We start from the raw sequence: 17,975 nt of genomic DNA on the forward strand, positions 1-17,975 counted from the left end.
CGCGGCGTGAAAATATTGTCCAGTCAGGTCTGTGGGCGTTTCAGGGCGGTGCGCAACAAGGTCAGCCAGCCGCGGTCGTGGGCCTGGACCCAGCGATAGGTGCCTCGGTCATTGAAAAATATGGACATGTCCTGAAGATACCAAGTGTGCATTTTGATCGTGAGCTGCGCCATGTAATCCCTGGCAGGGCTCACTATCCCCGCCCATGGATCGCAGATCCACAGGTCCGTCCAGGCGGCCTCACTGAAATCCACCGTGGGCGCCAGTGTTGGCGGCGGTGTACCCACGACCACGAACGCATGGGCGGGTGGCGTCATACCCCATACCCGCGCGGCGCCGCCGTTGAGCCGGATCAGCTCCGTCGCAACGTGGGCCATCTGGTCGCAATTGCCCGCGCCGGTCCTGAGGATCACCTCCGTAAAGTTGGGCTGGCCCACCCGGCTGTACTGCCACATCACCACGGATTCAGCGATATCCAGGCGCGCCATTTCTCCCGCGCCGACTCCGACGACATTGGACGGCCCGATACCGGTACTTTGAAGCAGGGCCACGGTGTGGGTATGGGCCTGTGTGGCGAGGTACTGGTTCAGCGTGTGCCCCGATTGAGGCGCGTAAGGTGCCCAGGTTTGCAGCCGTATCGGTTCGACCGCCACGCTCATCCCCAGGCGCCGGCCTTCGTCGCTGGCGTTCAGCAGCAGTTCGCGCTGCTTTATCACCCGTAACTGGCTGGCTTGTGCGCGAAGGAGTGCAATTTTTTCAGGCGTGAAATTGCGTTTGCTCAACTGCGAGTACAGCACTTCCAGGGTTGGCAGGTTGACCAGGGGGCGGCTTTGGATAAAACCACCGGCGCTCAGATAGTCGAGCTTACGTTTGCAGTACGCTCTGATCAGTTGCTCGTGTACGCCGCCCAGGCTGAAGTCCAGGCGATCGAGCCGCAGCGACGGGGCTGGATCGATGGCGATGACGTCGTAGAAGACGCCGGCATCGGCCTCCACTACCGTTCGCGACCTGGGCGCTGCCCCCGGAGGGTTGAGGTCGATCACCAGTGCGCGCAGGGTCCGGCGGTCATCGACAGCGTCAACCAGCCCCTCCAGTTCGACTACCCGGGTGTCGCGGGTGAGCAGATTGTCCACTTGATTGATGGGCAGGCCAAATTGCGGTTCATTTTCTATGAGTCGCCCGTTTACCTGGGCTTTATAAGCCAGCGGTGCGTTCATGGCCACCGGCGTCATTTCGAAATCGAGCACCTGGGGCGTTGCCTCATACAGCCTGCGGTTGTACACCAGTTTACGTTTGTCGGGGCCGACGGCGGGCGCGGGTATCAGGCGGATGTGCTCGATGGCCTGGGCCCTGCGCTGATGGATCGAGCTATTGAACGCCGCGAGCTTCTTGGTGAAGCAGATCAACGGGATCGGGCTGCGTTTGGTTCGAGTGGCGGCACAGGTGCTGTCGAAACCGTCCGCGGCCTTGAAGTAGGCCGGTGATGCCAGGTCGTCCAAGTGGGTGGGGGCGCGGTGATCGAGGCGCCGCACGGTGTTGCCGTGCAACAGGTCGGTGGCGTCGGAGCGTGGGATGAGCAGGGGCTGAGTCCCGAATAGACGGTCGGTCACCAGCGCCTCATACCCGTTGCTGGTGTGCATTGGGGTCACGCCGAGGGCGCTGTCCAGCCGGAAGTTATCCACCGCAGGGCCATAGGGCTTGGCGCTGAAGGGATGGCAGGCGTGCCAGCGGTTTTTGTGCAGGATGGCGTTGAGGCGTACCAGGTCGCTGGTGTGCAACAGCGAACCGCTGCCAATGTCGGCGCGGGCCAGCAGTTTCAGGTGATCGAGCAGCGGGATGTCGGCTACCAGGCGTTGAACTTGCCCAATGGCCGTATCGAGGATGCGGCGTGCGTCGACGCTGAGCTGGATCAGGCCGTTACGGGCCAGCCGGTAGAGGCCGGGAAGGCCATCCAGGGGGTTCAAGACGCTATGGAGAAAGGCCGTGCTCAAGCGACCTAGTTGGAGCAGCTTGATCGGCAGGGGCATCGTCCTTTTCAAGACCGCCAACGAGGCCTTGAGATAGCGCTGGGTGGGGAACAGCATCGTCAGCAGGTCGATAAAGCACGCATAACTTCCATCGATCATCCGGCGGGTGTCTCTGGAGGCGATGTCTTGGCTGCAGGACCAAAAGGGTACCAGGGATTTGAGACGGTCCAGCACGCGGTCCCAGCGTTGTTGAATGTGTTCGCGCTGTGTCGATCCCCGTGCTTGCCGACGCAAGGCATCGACTTCGAGGAAGAAATGCTGTTGCACGATGGCTTGGGCAATGGCGCGATTGACCGTTGAACCGTAGGTGAGCGGTGCCAACACGAGCGGGTCGGCAGGTGTCGAACGGCGCGACCACAATGTGTGGACGATGACCTTGGAGCGCACTCCCGGCCTGGGCTGGCGTCCGGTCGCGTACGCCTCCCAGTCCAGGGGCAGCTCATTGCCCTGCATCAGTGTGGTGATCGGACGGGTCGAGTGGGCGCCGCCGGTGGTCACCGGTATCGGCGTGCCTCCCTCATTGAATACCAGGGGCGGGCCACGGCGCTTGAGTGCGCGGTTCAACAGCGGGAAAAGCTCGTATTCGCACACCGTGGTGGGGGAGGTGCCGCGCAGGATCACGCCCATGCGGCCAATGCGGGCGATTTCCTGCTCCGGGCTGAGTAGCACGAGATCCTTGCCTGGTTCTTTTTTCAGTATCAGCAGCTGCAAGTCAGCCTGTTGCAGATGCAAGCGGTCGGCCAGGGGCAATTGCGCCAGCAGGTCTTCAATCGTGGCGCTGTAGGCCTCCTTCATGCGCTCGATATAGGCACCGAAGGCGTCGTCGAAGCGCTGATTGATGTCGCCCAGGCGCCCAAACGATTGACGCAGTTTCGCCAGGTCCACCTCAGGGTTGATGGACTGCCAACGGGTGTCGTCCAGCAGGCCATCCAGGTGCAACTCCAGCAGAGAATGCAGGCTGTAGTTGCTGCGGTCGTGATGATGCATTGGGAAGCGTAGGCTGCTGCCGGCGATCGGCGCGACGGGGCGCCATAGGCAGGCCGTGTCCAGCATCGGTTGCCCTGGAAAGACCTTTTCCAGGTCGGCCAGGGCAATGCCGCGACGGGTGGGCAGCTCGCTGGCGAAGGTGATCAGCGCATCTTTCAAGGCCTGCAGGCGCTGAGTGAGGCGTCTTTTCAGGGCCGTGATTTCGTCCACCAGGTAGTGCCCATTCTCGCGCTCGGGCAGTTCGCCCTGGGCGATGGCCCAGTCCAGTAGCGTGCTGGTGGCGGTGTAGTCGCGCCACTGCTGTTGCTGGAGGGTCGCGGGCGGCTGGGACGCCAGGGCGATCATGTCATCGTAGGTCATGTGCTGCGTTGAACCGGGCGCCAGCGCCTGCGCCATCATCACGCCCTGCCTGAAGGTCATCCAGGTGATCGAGGTGCGATAGCGTAGGGTCATGGGCAGCGCCTGCACCAGAAACTCCGGCGCGACGCCGGCCAGCAACAGATGGGCCGCCAGTGGCGCGGCGGCGCTCGAGACTTTACAGGTGCGCACCAGGTGCAGCTCCAGGTCGCGGCGCAGATCGACAGGGGAGTGACCCCAGTGCGTGTCGGCGGCCAGGTTGAAACCGGCCAGTGTGTAACCGCCGTTGCCGGCCCCAGGGTCCAGGTCGAGGATCAGCGCGCTCAGCACCAGCAGGCCAAGGCTTGTCTGGCTGGCTGATTCGTCCGGGTGCTGGCCATACCAGTGCAGCGCCTCGATCAGTTGCTGGCCCAACCGACGCGCAGGCTCGAGGCTCAACAGGTGGGAGAGCAGGGCGTCGGCCTGCCGACGCACCTCGTCAGTGCTTTTGTCGTTCAGCAGCGTGCCGCACAGCCTGTCGAGCAGGCGTGGGGCGTTCTCCGGTTGCCCGTGGTTGACGCGTTGCACAATCGTTTCTCGTGCTTCGGTATTCAGCCGTACCGGGGACGGCGCCGTGGTGCTGAGCAGTGCATGGTAATCGCCGTAGAGGGAGCGTCGGGGCAGGTTCATTCGCAGGCTTTGCAGGGTGTCCTGAGCGTCGCCGGCCGTGTCCGGCGGGTCGAACTGGTGATGCTGCAACAGCTGTTCGAGGGTGAAGGGGCCACAGGCGGGACCGGCAGTGATGGCCGGGTGGCGCATGACACCTGGGTGAAGCACGCTGGAGTTGCGGGCGGGGGTCAGTTCCACGCTGGCGGTATCGATAAGGGCGTCGCTGGGTTGGCCATCGATCAGGCCCGCCAACCCCACGGCCATGATGTCGCGGTCCTGGTCCATGGCCAGCCATTGCAGGTGCTGCATCAGCGCGAGGTCGGAGTCGGCGAGGTCGTTGACCGGCAGTATCGCCAGCGGCGTCGACTGGCGTAGCGTGTTGACCAGTGTGCGGGCCTCTTCCGGGGTGTCGGGCACCGGCAAGTCGTGGCACCTCAGCAGTTGGGCGAGGCTGAACAGGCCGCTCTGGTGGACGAAGGTGCCGAGTTGTTCGGCGACACTGATCAACGAACTCAGCCCGGCTTCTTCGGGCAGCTTCACCAAGTGTTCCACACCGATATCCACCAGCGTGCCCCAGGCGTTCTTGCCGCTGAGGCGCCGCGTGGCGGGATCGAATGTATACGCGCCGGGTTGCAGGCCCTGCACCAGGCCCAGGGCCAGAAATGCCGGTGTAGTGGTCAGGGTGTCGAGCAGGGCTGCACCGGTTTGCTGATGGGTGGCCCAAAACGAACCGGAGTCGAGCTTGAAGTAGGTCTTGTAGGAGGAATACAGGCTGAAATCTTCATCGTCGATCAAACCCTCCAGGCGGTCGGCGATCTGGCGCAGGTCCTGGTCCAGTCGCTTGAGCTGATCGTTCAGGCCCGACCTGGGGTGGGCGAAGGTGTCCAGTTGGTCCAGGGCCTGGGCGATGACCATCCGTTGCCCGCGATGCCGGGGATGGGGGTAACCGTAGAAATTCAGCACCTGTTGCGCCGGCAATTTCAGCTGGGTGGCGTCGCGTTCCACGCCCAGGCTGGCCAGGTCCAGTGGCAGTCGCGTGCGCACGTTCGGGCGGTCGAGCGTTTGCTGGTAGAGCCGCAGCCAGCAACCCAGTGATGAGTGGGCGGGTACCTCCACGGGGGTCGTGCGGGCATTTTTCAGGTGGTGGATCAACTCGGCCATCAGGCTACGGTCGGCTGCCTGGCGTTGTGCCTGGCCCTGCCTGAATACCTCGAGGATGTCTTGCATGGTGTGCCTTCCTGGCAATTGTGAGTCGCCATCGTGAAGGGCCGGCGCCGGGCTGGATATCGCGAAGGTTCCGGTTTGCCTGTGGTCGGGTTCGGTGTTGTCAGTGTGAGGAGCCGGGTTTTATCGATGCCGGGTTTGACAGGGGCAGAGGCATGACTGTGCACCATTGCTGTGCAATACTCGCCGCCGTTTCCGGACGGCCAGGATTCGCTCCTCAAGCAAAAGCACTGGGTAAAAAGCGCTTTTGCCGCGACTTCCCGCTGAATCTTGTCGTTTATAGAGTGAAAAAAACTGGGTTGAGCTTTTTATACTGCCCCCCCACCGATCTGGCCCGACCAGACGCGTTCGCCCACGAGGCGCGCCCGGTGTGATGGCGTCATGGCAAACCCGTCGTGACGTCGTGCACTCGGTGACTCAATCCAATAACAAGACGAGGTTGTACCCCTATGCCAGTTGGCAACCACCTGCCCCATGGCGAGACCGCTCAGGGCGGTCCGCTCAAACGTGAATTGGGCGAACGGCATATCCGCCTGATGGCCCTCGGCGCCTGCATCGGTGTCGGGTTGTTTTTAGGCTCGGCCAAGGCCATTGAAATGGCCGGCCCGGCAATCATGCTTTCCTACATCATTGGTGGCCTGGCGATCCTAGTGATCATGCGCGCCCTCGGTGAAATGGCGGTGCACAACCCTGTCGCGGGTTCTTTCAGCCGTTATGCCCAGGATTATCTCGGCCCGTTGGCAGGCTTCCTTACCGGCTGGAACTACTGGTTCCTGTGGCTGGTGACCTGTGTCGCCGAGATCACCGCGGTGGCGGTGTACATGGGCGTGTGGTTTCCCGACACCCCACGCTGGATCTGGGCCCTGGCGGCCTTGATCAGCATGGGCGCCATCAACCTGATCGCGGTCAAGGCGTTCGGCGAGTTCGAGTTCTGGTTCGCCCTGATCAAGATCGTCACCATCATTGCGATGGTGATCGGCGGTGTCGGCATCATTGCGTTCGGCTTCGGCAATGACGGCGTGGCGCTGGGCATTTCCAACCTGTGGGCCCATGGCGGCTTCATGCCCAACGGTGTGCAGGGGGTGTTGATGTCCCTGCAAATGGTGATGTTCGCCTACCTGGGGGTGGAAATGATCGGCCTCACCGCCGGCGAAGCGAAGAACCCGCAGAAGACTATTCCGAATGCCATCGGTTCGGTGTTCTGGCGCATCCTGTTGTTCTACGTCGGCGCATTGTTCGTGATCCTGTCGATCTACCCCTGGAATGAAATCGGCACCCAGGGCAGCCCGTTCGTGATGACCTTCGAGCGCCTGGGCATCAAGACCGCCGCCGGCATCATCAACTTCGTGGTGATCACCGCGGCGCTGTCGTCCTGCAACGGTGGCATCTTCAGCACCGGGCGCATGCTCTACAGCCTGGCGCAGAATGGCCAGGCCCCGGCGACCTTCGCCAGCACCTCCAGCAACGGCGTACCGCGTCGCGCATTGCTGCTGTCGATCGGCGCACTGCTGCTGGGTGTGTTGCTCAATTACCTGGTGCCGGAAAAAGTCTTCGTCTGGGTGACCTCCATCGCCACGTTCGGCGCGATCTGGACGTGGGTGATGATCCTGTTGGCGCAGCTTACGTTCCGTAAACGCCTGAGCCCGTCGGAACAGGCCGGTCTGAAATACCGCATGTGGCTGTACCCGGTCAGTTCGTACCTGGCGTTGGCGTTCCTGGTGCTGGTGGTGGGCCTGATGGCGTACTTCCCCCAGACCCGTATCGCGCTGTACGTGGGGCCGGTGTTCCTGCTCGTGCTGACGGTGTTGTTCTACGTGTTCAAGTTGCAGCCGACGCAGACGGCCCAGAGTGAGGTCCGCCCGGTTTAACCGCGTGATCCGGGCGGGGTCATTGTCCAGGGGCAGCCACGGCGGCCCCTGGCGTGGTCACGGACGTCGCATGGCGTGAACCGCCGCTTCGGTCAACTGCCTGATCAGGCGCTGGCGTTCGGCGGTTTCCAGGTCGATCAGCGCTTGCAACCGGTCCAGGTATTCATCCGAATGCTTGTCGGGCACTTCCCGGTTCAACTGCTCTTTTTGGTACCGGGTCACGTTTTTGATCGTCATGAACGGTTCGGGGAACCGGCGTTCCAGGTACCTGAGCCAGAAGTCCCGAGTCTTGTACGACTCCAGCAGCAACGAGGGCGTGTCCAACGCGCGCAGCGTCTGTCGGGCGGCGGTGATATCGGCTTCGCGCACACCGTAGGTCTCCACGGTGTACAGCATCTGCTCGGTGGCAATGGGCAGGTTGAATTCCTCGCGTAGCCTGACCCGATAGAACAGTATGATTTCTGCCGGGTCCGGCGGGGTGTAGCGGGGTGTGTCGGCGTACGCTTGATTCAATCGACCGATGTGATTTTCGGCGAGTCGATCCAGGTGCTCGAGGAAATACACCTGCCTGGCCAGGCCCAGCAATTCCCGATCGATCCGATCCTTGTCGTGGCGAGCGAGGGTCTGGTGAGTACGGTACATCAGTTCCATGTTGCTGAAGGTCAGGATGGCGCCGTCGCCACAGGTACCCGCCGCATAGGTGTTGAGAAACACCGTTTCCCGCAGTTCGGTGGAGTCTCCCAGTGCATTGAGCAACCGCCAGACCCGCAGGCTCAGGTTCTTTTTGATCTGCCCGCCTTGCCTGTAATCCAGCGATTGGGTCAAGTCTGCCAGGACGCTGAATACATCATCGGATCGAGCACCTTCATGGCTGGCCAGTGCTTGCCAGAGTTCTGTCGCCGTTCCCCACTGAACCCGGTCCAGGGCATCGAGCCACGGCGTGACATCAGGCGCCACGGCCACGAGGTCCGCCGCAGCGCCCTGCATGCTGTTGCCCATCTGGGCGTTGTACCGCGCGATACGTTGCCGGGTTTGATCCGACAGCGGGTTGCCGCGCAGCTCGATATTGCGGTTTCGCAGGAACGCCCCTGGATGGGTAAAGACCGCTTCGGGGATATCGGTGATCAGATTGTCCCGCAGGTTCAGGCTGGACAACTCGTCATGTGTGGCGGCGCCCACCGGCCATTGGCTGATACCGGTTTCCCTTAGATCGAGGGTATGCAGTTGGGGCATCCGAGTGATATCGGGAGCAATGCCCAGGGGGTTGCCGCTGAGCTGGAGGGCCTTCAGGTTGACCATGCCTGCCAGGCGGGTGGCGGAGTCTGGGGTCAATACAATCGCGTTATCGCTCAGGTTCAGAATGGTGAGGCTGGTCATGTCGGTGACCGAGGTGGGCAGCTCGGTTAACAAGCAGTCGAGGTGCAGGTAGCGAAGCCCGGAAAACTTGGCGAGGAACGCATTGCCGTTGGCGGGGAAGCGGTTGCCTGAGAGCCTCAAGTGTTCGATATGACTGAAACCGGTGGTTCCCGTGAGAAAGGACGCTGGGGGCAGATCGTTCTCGTCGAGCTGCAGTTGCAGCGACGAGGTATACATCAGGTGTTCCACGTATTGCTGCGGTTCTTCGCATCGCCAGGCCCGGCGCAATTGGTTGGCGATGTAGCGACGTTGGCCGAGGTTCAAGCCCAAGGGGTCTACCTGCGGGTCATCGATGGCTTGCGGCGTGTCGCTCCAGCGGGACAGCTCGATGTCCATGGTGCGGAATTCGGCCTGCCGCCGGTCCAGCTCGATCAACAGATCGGGTTCACTCAGGCCCAGGCCGCGGATCAGGGCATTGGCGGTAGTGTTGTCGAACCGGGGATACAATTCCTGCACCCGGCTCACCAGGTCTGGCGCTCGTTGGCCACCGAATGGCCAGAGCCAGCTGAAAACGGGATACGCCAGGAATGAGCGGTCCAGGCCCATGGCCGGTTGCAGCCAGGGTTGCAGATGGGGCAGGCCCAGCAGGCTTTTCATTTCTACGCGCTGGGAGAATGCCAGGTTGGCGATCTGCGCCTGGAGCTCGGAAAGGTCGAGTTCGTCGGTGATCCCCAGTGATGTCCGTTCGCTAGCGCCCAGGGTCTGGACGATGGCCGGGAGCAGGTTGCTGCCGCTGCCGAGCGGAGCGGTAAGGGCCGTGCCTTGAGGGCTGTAGGGGTGGTAGACCGCGCCTTTCTTGACCAGCACTTTGCGGTTCGTGCCGGCCGCGTGTCCCGCACCTTCGATGCTGGGGCCGTTGAAATGCCTGTCGCGTACCTCAATGCGCAGGTCCGCGGGCCAACCGGTTACAGCCTTGAGCAGGTGCAGGGTGATCTTGTCGCTGTCCGGGTTGACCAGGCTGTCCATGTACAAGCCTTCGAAGGCGCGATTCAAGCGCACTTCGTGGGCGGTCAGCCGGGCTTGTTCGGTCAGGCGCAGGCTGGTCTTGCCGTGTTCATGCAGTTGCTTGAGTTCGCGAGGGGTTGCATGGCCCAGGATGCCCTCGATAGCGCTGTTGGGGAGTTCGGCATGTTGGGTCTTGAATTGCTCTCGCAGTGCATGGGGACGGTACTGTTCACTTTCCTTGTAGAGCGAATCGAAGAGTTGGTTCGTGTGATCCTGTGCGAACGTGACGACTTTTTGCACCAGTTTGAACAGCCGCTCGTCAGCCAGGCTGGGCAACTCCCCGAGCAAGGCGTTGATCAGCGCGTCGTGGCGGGTGAGTTCGTTCAGTAACCGGCCTTCTTTGTAGTGTTGCTCGGTCACGTTGATCGTTTCAACGTTGGTCGCCTGCGTCGCGGGGTATTGGTAGCGCACCTGGTTCCGAGGGCCGAGGATCTGCAACCTGTGGCTGTCTGGCCACCCCGGCAACCCGGAGATAATCAACAGTTGCAGCTCCGGGTTGGCGTCCTTGCTGTTGGGGTCCACCCGCAACGCGTCGATGAAGTGTTGGATCTGTTGTTCGATCTTGAAGCGTTTGCTGGTGTCGGCGAGCAAGGGCGGTGCCGGGTGACCGGCGTGGTGGACCTCGCGCAGGACATGCGCCGGGGTGTCGGTCAGGGCCAGGATGCGGTTGGCCTGTTGCTGGGTGACCGCGTAGTGCGGGTGGCCCAGGCGATGGAACAACTGATGAGTGTCCCATACCATCGGCTGCTCGCTGGCCAGCCGCCAGGCGCCCTGGCCGTTGTGCTCCAGAAGCGGGGTGTCGACCCCGAGTTTGCTGGGGTGTTTAAGCCGCCACTTGAACAGGGTTTTATCGAACGTGACCTGGTAAAGGCGGCCCGAAAGTGGCAGGTAGTCCTTGCCCTCAAGGGTGAAAAGCCCGTTGGCGCTGGGCGGGAGGTGCGATGGCAGCATCAGGTCGTGTTCGTACTGCATTAACGATCCATTGAGCAGGCTGACGAAACCTTCGGGGTTGCGCCGGGCGCTCATGGTATCGCCCAGGGTTTTGCGCAGGCCCTTGGCATCGGTGGCGCTGTTCATGCCCAGTAGTTCGCGCTCGTGAGGCTGGAGCACCGAGGCAATGGCCAGGTAAAAACTGTCGTGGGCGGGCGAGACCGGGATCTCTCCACCATTGGCAATGTCGTAGGCCTGGTAGAGACCGTTGGGGTAAAAGCGCAGGTTCACCGTGCGATCGTCCGGGCCGCTGGGCACGTAGGGTTTTCCCAGGGCGACCTCGGTGATCACGAAGGGACGCTTGAGTGTGCCGCGTATCAGGGAGCCGGCGATCTCCCTGGCCCATAGGTCAGTGTCTGCATTGAATTCGCGTGGGTGGTACAGGGCGTCGATGATCGCGTCGATGCGCAATGCGGTGCGGTGATGATCGATGACGTCAACAAACGCAGTGGGCAGTGTGCCGCCCGCGAGAAAAGCCTCCTGCTGGCGCGCCGTCAACGGGTGTTGGCCCAGTATCAGATCCAGGTTGGCGGCGGTCAGGGGCGGGTTGAGGTCGCGCAGTTTTTTCAGCAAGGGCGTGAGGGGGGCCAGGGAACGTGACACCTTGATCGGCAGAAACCGTCGGGCGCCGGGGGCGACGCTCAGTTCGGCTTTTTCGTAGCCCCAGTAATTGAACAGGGCCGAGAACAGGGTGAGCCTCTCGGTGCGTGCCAATGCCGCGACCTGTTGGCGCACGGTGCTGATGCGCTGGGCTTCGGAGGCGCCGGGCTGGCCTTCCTTGCCCAGGCTCGAACCCCCTGGCTGCTGGCGAATGATCAGTTCAAGCAGGTGTTCGTTGCCTTCGGGGCCAATGCTCTGTGGGCTCAGGCCCGTGTAACTGCCATCGTCACGGCGCTTGAGGTTGATGGTGTGCGGGCGCGATGGTGGTTGTCCGGTCTTGCCATAAGTCTCGATCAGCGTGCCTTGTGGGTCGTGGATGTTGAGCAGCGTGTCGGCCGGCCAGCCGCTCAATTGCGTCAGCAGGCAAAAGACCGCGCTGTCGGCATGCGCGGGCCATTGGCCGGGCAAGGGGAACTGCTCGATGACGTGCTGGATGACACGGTCGACTTGCAGGCGCCTGACCCCTTCGATCAGGTTCAGTGGTGCCGCCTCGGCGCGCCAGACGTTATCCAGGGTGGCGCGCGTGGTGGCGGTGCTGCGCAGCATATGTTCAAGGTCTTGCGGAGTGGGGGGCGACGCGCCGTTGGGCAGCATGCGTTGCACCAACTCAAGGTTGGAGAGGGTATGGGCGTTCTGCAAATCGAAGGTCCACGCCTGGGTCGCCGGGTCGAAGACAATCGCCGGGGTATATCCGTCGGTGGCTTTGATGAGTACGTAGCGTTTGCTCAACGGGTCGAACCGGACCTCGACCAGCACGTCCATTTCGCCCTGGCACAGTTTGGCGTAGTGGCGTGCATTGAACGTATAGATGCCCAAGGCGTTGGGGGTGGTCCCGTCGACCAGGCGTTGATTGTCATGGGCATAAGGCTGGGCGTCGGGTTTCCATAGCCCATGGGTGCCGTCGGGACGTGTGATTTTTTGTGGGTGACCGAGTTTTTCCAGGTATTGGAGCATGCGCTGGCGATGGACGCGGCCCGCCGTTGAGATCAATTTGCCGCTGATCGCCAGGTCGGCGACATCGGCCAGCGCCGAGGCAAATCCACTGGCTTCGCCTTTGGCCAACTCATTCACGCCCTGGGCGACGCTGTAGGTCAGGCTGCCCATCACCGCGAGTTGCATGACCCGGTTCATGCCCGTGACGCCGCCGGGCAGGGGTGTCAGCAGCAATTGCAGCACTTCTGCGGCGATGGCTGCCACCGCGTCCTTGAGCGCTTGCCAGTCCTTCTCGGCGCGTGTTTCGGCCAGGGTATCCAGGTCTGCCTGAAAGCGCTGGACCTGCCGGTAGGTATAGGCCTGCACCAGGGAGACTTCACGACTGGGCTTGATATCAGTGCTGAAGCGGATGTTGTCGAGGGTTTTTTTCGGGAACGCGCGGTGAAATGCGTTATAGAGGCTCCCCCCCAGCCAGTTGAACCGTGTGAGCGGCTCCTGTTTGTCGATCAATGCTTTGAACACCGACATGCCGACCAGGGGCAATTGCCGGGCGAACCAGCTCAGGTCTTTGTGCTCGTGACTCTGGTGCAATTGCTCCCGAAACGCGCGTTCGGCAGCCTGGGCGTCTTCGTGGTAGCGCAGCGCGCCGCCGGGGCGGAAGGGGAAATAGGACAGCACGCCCAGGCTGGCCACCCGGATCAAGAACAAGGGCGTGGGTATGCTGGTTTCCCAGGGCACGAAGGGCACCGCGATGATGGGGGTGACGCCGGAACTCAGGCTCAGGGTGTCGAACGGCAACGGTGGGCCGTCGCCGCTGATGGCGGCGTCCAGTCGGTTGAAGTGCTCCAGGGTGACGCCGGTGGTGGCGCGGTTGCGGTAGGCTTCGATGGCCTCGAAGCGCAGGCTGGCTTTGGCGCAAGCGGCGAATAAGGGGCGCAGCGGGCCATCGGCGGCCATGGCGATTTTGGTTTTGTCACGCAATTGGCCGCCCAGATCCAGTTCACGAGCGACCTTGATAAAGGTTGCCGCGTTCAGGCTTCTGTCATTGTCCGGCCCGACCACATAGCTGGCTTCGACCACGCTGAAACCCGAGTCGCCGGGGATGGCGTGGGTGAAGCCAAAGTTCAGACACGCGGCCTCCCACAGCGACAGCTGCTTGAGATGATCGATGTAATGAAAGTCGTATTGGGCCCGACGCCGTCGGGTGGTTCTTCGGGTTAACTCTTCCCTGAGGCTTATCGCCTCATCGGGTGGGTCCCAGGGGAAGGGTTGCTCGCGTTTCTCCTTGTAGCGGGTGAACAGGGTGTATTGCTCGGGGTCGCGCCCACCGAGCTTTTCCCGCAATTGCGCCAGGCCCTCGGCCTTGAAGTCCTGGGTATGGGCTTGCTGGGCGTCTTCCAGGGCCTTGTGGGCGTCCAATGCCTCGCGCTGCAAGGTGAGGTATCGCGTTCGTTCCTGCGCATTCAAGCTGCTCAGGGCTTGAATCACGTTGTGCTGGATCTGCTCGAGGGCCTGTTGTCGGGACCAGGACGCGCTGGATTGCAAGTTTCCTGATAGCCCATTGAGCAGTTGATAAGTGGACATGTGCCATAACCTTTCACGAAAGTGGAAAGGTTCATGGAAGCATCGCCCGCGGCCTCGCTGGCGTTAACTATTTGTTAGGTGGGCCGCGCGGGTGCGCAATGTTTCATCCAGGCACTTGTTGTAGTCCAGCCAGGCCGCCAGCAACGCCATGATCAACACGCCCGATAGCGCACTGAACAACTGCATGGCCAGCGCGTCGCCGGCCAGGGCATTGAGCATGTCAGCCAGCGGTGCCAACAGCACCCCCAGGCAGAACACCTCCAGGGAATAACGGCCCATGCGGCAGCACTGCTGCGCCAGCCAATGGTGGGCCCAGCGGTCATGGGGCAAGAGTTTGGCCGTGACATAAGCCAGGGCCAAAAAGTGCAAGAGACGCACGGGCGACAGGTCGGTTTTGCTGATGGGGTACAGCAGGTCGCCGAGTGCCGCTGGCATCAGGGCGTCATGGAACTCGGGCCAGCGCCAGGAGAGGGTCAGGAGCCCGGCCAGCAGCAAGTAGAGGGCGGCTGCGACAAACAAGGGCTGACGAAGCCGACCCGGGGTTTGCGCCGGATGTGGCTGGCTGGAATGAATCGCCGCAGCGCCGCCGAGCACAAACAGCAACTGCCAGGTGACGGGGTTGAAGTACCACACACCGTCGGCAATCGCCCGCAGATTCCAGCCCAAATGCGGGGCCAGCAGGTAGACCGCCAGCGACACACTGACTACCGCCCACGTGTTGCGCAGCAACAGCGGGAGCACCAGCGGCAACCCCGCCAGCAGCACGATATACAACGGTAGCGGGTCCATCAGGTTGGGCTTGAAGCGCAGCAACAGTTCATCGGTGAGGGCTTGCTGCGGGTGGGTGACGAAGTGCGTCAGGCCCATTTCTTCGACCAGGTCGCGGGTCTCCACATGGCTGTTGGCGAAGAAGACGATGCCCATCAGCATCGCCAACAGGAAGATATGCACCACGTACAACACCCAGGCGCGGCGCAGGATTTTCAACGAAGCCAGCCAGTAGCCGTCGCGTCGCAGGATCTTGCCGTAGGCCAGCACGGCGGCGTAACCGGCGAGGAACACAAACACTTCTGCCGCGTCGCTGAATCCGAAATTGCGCAGGGTGATTTGGCCGAGAGGGTTGTGGGGGACGTGATCCCAGAAAATGAAGATCAACGCCAGGCCCCGAAAAAAATCGATGCGTGGGTCGCGTCCGTTCAGCATGGCAGCGGGCTCTTGAACAATAGGTTTAGTAATGACCGGTGCAGGTGGGAGTTGTCATACGCCGCACGTCGGGCGGGCGCAGGTTGGCGGTATTTGTAAGCAATTGCAAAGGCTGGGTATTTCTGAATGTCTCAAGTCTACGGGTGGGCTACCTGTTAAGTCTGACAGTAGACGTATCGCGTTTGCCGTGGCCTGCTGGAACGGGACGCGACAGGGCAACGGTATGACCAGACTGTGGAAGGGATTCTCCCGCTATACGGCAATTGGTATCGCCAATACGGTGATCCATTGGCAGCTGTTTTTTGTCTTCAGGGTGGCGTTTGAACTCAATCAGGCTGCGAGCAACTTTTTCGCGTTTTGCGCCGCTGCGTCCTTCTCCTTCTATTTGAATGCGATTTACACCTTTGCCATGCCGGTGTCGCTGCCGCGTTATGCACTGTTCATGCTGTGCATGGGAGGGGTGAGCCTGGCCGTGGGTTGGCTTGCCGATCGCTGGCGCCTGCCGGGGCTGGTCACGGTGGTGGCGTTCTCGCTGGTGAGCCTGGTGTGCGGTTTCCTGCTGTCGAAGTGGGTGGTGTTTCGTGAGCGTGGGCAATGAAACTCTCTCTGGTGGTGCCGCTGTTTAATGAAGAGCAGGCGGTGAAAGTGTTTTACCAGGCTGTTCGACAAGAGCCCGCATTGCGCGATTACACGGTCGAGATCGTATTTATCAACGACGGCAGCACCGATCGCACCGCCGAAAACACCCGGGCGATCGCCTTGGTCGACCACGACGTGGTGTTGATCAATTTATCGCGTAACTTCGGCAAGGAAGCAGCACTGTTCGCCGGGCTTGAACATGCCAGGGGGGACGCCGTCATCCCCATGGATGTCGACCTGCAAGACCCGGTCGAAGTGATCCCGCAACTGCTGGCCGAATGGCAGAAAGGCGCGGATGTGGTGCTGGCCAAGCGCCGGGACCGCTCCACTGACGGCTACCTCAAGCGTCACAGTGCGTCGCTGTTCTATCACCTGCTCAACCATATCGCTTATCCCCACATCGAGGAAAACGTCGGCGACTTCCGGTTGATGGACCGCAAGGTCGTGGACGTGATCAAGGCCCTGCCCGAACAGCAGTTGTTCATGAAAGGCGTGTTGTCCTGGGCCGGTTTTGACGTGGCCATCGTCGAATACAACCGCGCCCCGCGTGTAATTGGCCAGAGCAAGTTCAACGCCTGGAAACTGTGGAACCTCGCGCTGGATGGCATCACCTCGTTCAGCACCTTGCCCCTGCGGTTATGGAGCTATATCGGTGGCTGTATTTCGCTGCTGGCATTGGTGTATGCCGGGTACCTGGTGCTCGACAAAGTGCTGTTCGGCAATGCGGTGCCGGGGTATCCGTCGTTGATGACGGCGATCTTGTTCTTGGGCGGCGTGCAGCTGATTGGGATTGGGATATTGGGCGAGTATGTGGGGCGGATTTATATGGAGGCCAAGCATCGGCCGAGGTATGTGGTGAAGGACGTGATACGGAGCAGAGCGACCGAGGAGGGCATGCGTCATGTGGAATGAACCGGTATTGACTAAAAAACAGGTGGTGGTGTTCTTCAGTGTGGTTTCACTGATTTATGTGTACCCCGTCATTCGCGCGGACTATGCCTATATCGATGACAGTTGGCGCTCTTTATTACTGGCGGGAGACGGTTGGAAAAATCAGGGACGAATCTTGCTTGAAGTGCTGCATAAGTTTTTAACCTTCACCGGCGGCACCACCAATATATTTCCTTTGCCATTATTGATTTCTGTATTTGCCATGGTTTTGGCTATGACACGCCTGACGTGCTGGTATTTTCCGACGCCAAGTTGGGTTGCCTGTCTGGTGGTATTGCCTGTTCTATGTAATCCGTTCTTTCTGGGTAATATCGCCTATCAATACGATGGTCCTGGAATGATACTGGCGGTGGCGGCGGTTATTTATGCGATCACCTGTACAGTCGAAAACGTGTTTCTGCGCGGGCTGGTGGCGGCAGTGTCGATGGCTGTAACGCTGGCGTTATATCAGTTGACGATTACCCTGTTCATCGGCCTTTGCTGTATTGAGTGCTTGTGGGGGGTGAGAAACAGGATCGAGGTCAATAGCATCCTGTATACATTGCTCCAGCGCGGGTTGCAGTTGCTCTGCGCAGGCTTGATCTACTATCTGACGGCTTATCAGTTCATCACCAGTCATCGCGGTGACAGTATCCTGTTCGACGCGAACTGGCTCAGTGTCGTACAAAGAAAGTTCCTATTTTCCATGGGTAGTATTTATTCACTGGCGAATGCCTGGAACGCTGCTTTGTTTGTGGGTTTGCTGGTTGTCGCTAGCGTGGGGTTATTATCCTGGCTTGCAAGTATCGCTACGCTGCAAGGCCGTCCGCTGGGGAAAATAGTGGTCTTGATTGCGTGCCTGGGCGTTCTACCGGTTTTGTTGTTATGTGTGCCAGGGGCTATCTTGTTTTTGGCCGAACCTAACTTGGATGCCAGAAACTATATTGGTTTTTCTGCCGTGTTGGTTTTGTTGCTGTTACTGAGTTACGACGTATTAGGCCGGGTCTGGAAACCATTGCGCGTGCTGTTAGTGATGCCGGTGCTGTTCATGTTTTCATTCTGCTACGCCTTTGGGCAGGTATTAATAGCCAAAAAAGAGCTGGAGACGGCCGTGGCCCAATACATTGCCTATGACATTGTTGCTCACGAGTCACTGAGCGCCGCACCGATTTTTTATTATGTCGGTCCCCTAACGGCGGGTAACTGGTTGCCACGAGGTCACGCGGCAATGACGTACATGCCATCCCTGAGGTATCTATTGAGTGATGCTAATACCTTGCTGCATCCTCAATTCATGACCCGGTTAGGCATCAATAATGTGGTGGAGGGTGACCGGGAGAATTTTGAGGCTGCCATCGCTGCTGGCAATCGCTATAGCCGAGTGGTGGACAGAAAGTTCTATTCGATTTACCTGACGGAGCAGGGCGGTTTTATTGTGTTCAAGGAAATTCTCGACCCTGAAGACTACACCCTGCAACTCAATGAAAAATGAGCGCAGGCATGG

At 60.7% G+C, this 17,975-nt stretch carries 7 protein-coding genes; 4 read left to right on the forward strand and 3 right to left on the reverse strand.

Annotated elements, in window-relative coordinates:
* Nucleotides 1-23: 23 nt before the first annotated feature.
* Nucleotides 24-5,246 carry a hypothetical protein gene (locus AB7933_RS07315; RefSeq protein WP_024073665.1) on the reverse strand — a complete coding sequence of 1,741 codons (5,223 nt, stop codon included), beginning with the start codon at nt 5,244-5,246 and terminating at the stop codon, nt 24-26.
* 446 nt (nt 5,247-5,692) lie between these two features.
* Here AB7933_RS07315 and AB7933_RS07320 point away from each other — a divergent pair, with 446 nt between their 5' ends.
* Nucleotides 5,693-7,111, forward strand: a complete 1,419-nt coding sequence (locus AB7933_RS07320) for an amino acid permease (RefSeq protein WP_024073666.1) — start codon at nt 5,693-5,695, stop codon at nt 7,109-7,111.
* Nucleotides 7,112-7,168: 57 nt separating this feature from the next.
* Here AB7933_RS07320 and AB7933_RS07325 read toward each other — a convergent pair whose 3' ends face one another.
* Nucleotides 7,169-13,699, reverse strand: a complete 6,531-nt coding sequence (locus tag AB7933_RS07325; RefSeq protein ID WP_024073667.1) for an NEL-type E3 ubiquitin ligase domain-containing protein — start codon at nt 13,697-13,699, stop codon at nt 7,169-7,171.
* A 63-nt stretch (nt 13,700-13,762) separates the two neighbouring features.
* Nucleotides 13,763-14,902, reverse strand: coding sequence for an OpgC family protein (locus AB7933_RS07330; RefSeq protein ID WP_024073668.1), 1,140 nt, complete (start codon nt 14,900-14,902; stop codon nt 13,763-13,765).
* A gap of 223 nt (nt 14,903-15,125) precedes the next feature.
* On the opposite strand from AB7933_RS07330, the gene AB7933_RS07335 reads away from it, so the two are divergent.
* Genes AB7933_RS07335 through AB7933_RS07345 form a run of 3 tightly spaced genes read left to right on the forward strand, consistent with a single transcriptional unit; the run spans nt 15,126 to nt 17,963 of the window.
* Entirely contained in the window at nt 15,126-15,500 is a 375-nt protein-coding gene (locus AB7933_RS07335; RefSeq protein ID WP_024073669.1) for a GtrA family protein, read from the forward strand.
* Nucleotides 15,497-16,453, forward strand: a complete 957-nt coding sequence (locus tag AB7933_RS07340; RefSeq protein WP_024073670.1) for a glycosyltransferase family 2 protein — start codon at nt 15,497-15,499, stop codon at nt 16,451-16,453. Before AB7933_RS07335 ends, AB7933_RS07340 begins: the two co-directional genes overlap by 4 nt.
* Nucleotides 16,443-17,963, forward strand: coding sequence for a glucosyltransferase domain-containing protein (locus AB7933_RS07345; protein WP_024073671.1), 1,521 nt, complete (start codon nt 16,443-16,445; stop codon nt 17,961-17,963). The genes AB7933_RS07340 and AB7933_RS07345 overlap by 11 nt, the downstream gene beginning before the upstream one ends.
* The last annotated feature ends 12 nt before the right edge of the window (nt 17,964-17,975 follow it).

This window comes from Pseudomonas gorinensis (genome assembly GCF_042015035.1).
Taxonomy (GTDB): Bacteria; Pseudomonadota; Gammaproteobacteria; order Pseudomonadales; family Pseudomonadaceae; genus Aquipseudomonas; species Aquipseudomonas gorinensis.